This window comes from Nonomuraea sp. NPDC049784 (genome assembly GCF_040659615.1).
In the GTDB taxonomy this organism is placed as follows: Bacteria; Actinomycetota; Actinomycetes; order Streptosporangiales; family Streptosporangiaceae; genus Nonomuraea.
In genome coordinates this window covers 1-1,165 of record NZ_JBFAMX010001274.1, presented here as the reverse complement: position 1 = coordinate 1,165, position 1,165 = coordinate 1, and the positions used below count along the sequence as shown (strand labels likewise).

At 72.9% G+C, this 1,165-nt stretch carries 1 pseudogene; it reads right to left on the bottom strand.

The features are described 5' to 3' along the window. Positions 1 to 1,165 (bottom strand): annotated as a pseudogene (locus tag AB0J09_RS65370) (AfsR/SARP family transcriptional regulator); the annotation flags it as partial.

The window sequence follows — 1,165 nt, the reverse complement described above, 5'->3', positions numbered from 1 at the left end:
GCCGCGCTCTGCACGCCGTCACGCTCGAGCGCGCCTGAGTCGCTTTGCACGTGTGCGTGTTTGGCCCGCAGGCTGAGCGCGGCCGCCACTCCCCACTGATCGTCTACTGCGCGGAACGTGGTCAGAGCCCGGTCGATCAACTCCCCGGTGGCGGCCACATCGCCGAGGTCGATCTCGGCGAACGCGAGGAACCACTCGGCCCTGGCCTGCCCCAGCTCGTCCGCCACCCCTTCGTACGCGTTCAACACCGCCTCGTGACGGGCCGGCCAGCCGGCGGTGTCGCCCAGCAGGAACGAGATGCCGGTGTGCCAGGCCATGGCCCTGGCACGGGCGGCCGGGGGTGCCTCACCCCGGGCGTCCAGCGCCGTCCGGAGCGACCGCCGCGCGTCGGTCAGCCGGCCGCGTAGGAACCAGTACCAGGTGAGCGCGTTGGCCAGGCGCAGTGCGAGATCGGCCTCGCCCTGCCGGGCCGCGTCGTCGAGCGCGTCGTGCAGGTTGGCCGCCTCGGCGTCCAGCCGCTGCAGCCAGCGCCGCTGATCGGGGCCGTAGAGTTGGGGTTCGGCCCGCTCGGCCAGCTGGGTGTAGTGGGTGCGGTGGCGCCGCCTGATCTGCTGGAGCTCCCCGGCCTCGTGCATGCGTTCCGTGCAGTAGACGGCCACCGACTCCAGCAGCCGGTAGCGGGGATCGTCGTCGCGGCGGTCGGACATGACCACGAGCGACCGGTCCACGAGGCGCGCCAGGATGTCGAGCACCTCGTCGGGGCCGACGCTGTCGGCGGCGCAGACCGCCTGGGCGGCCTCCAGGGTGCACCCGTCGGTGTGGACGGCCAGGCGGCGCAGCACTGCGCGCTCGGGTTCGGTGAGCAGCTGCCAGCTCCAGTCGATCATCGCCATGAGCGTCTGCTGTCGTGGCGGAGCACCTCGGTGTCCTGTCGTCAGCAGCCGGAACCGGTCGTCGAGCCTGGCGAGCAGGCCGTGCATCCCCAGCGTGCGCACGCGGGTGGCGGCCAGCTCCAATGCCAGGGGGATGCCATCCAGCCTGCGGCACAGCACCGCGACGGCCTCCGCATTGCCGGGCGTGAGGGCGAACCCGTGCGCTGCGGCGGCCGTACGCGTCACGAAGAGCCGCACCGCGCTGAACCGCGCCAACGTCGCCGGGTCGGTGC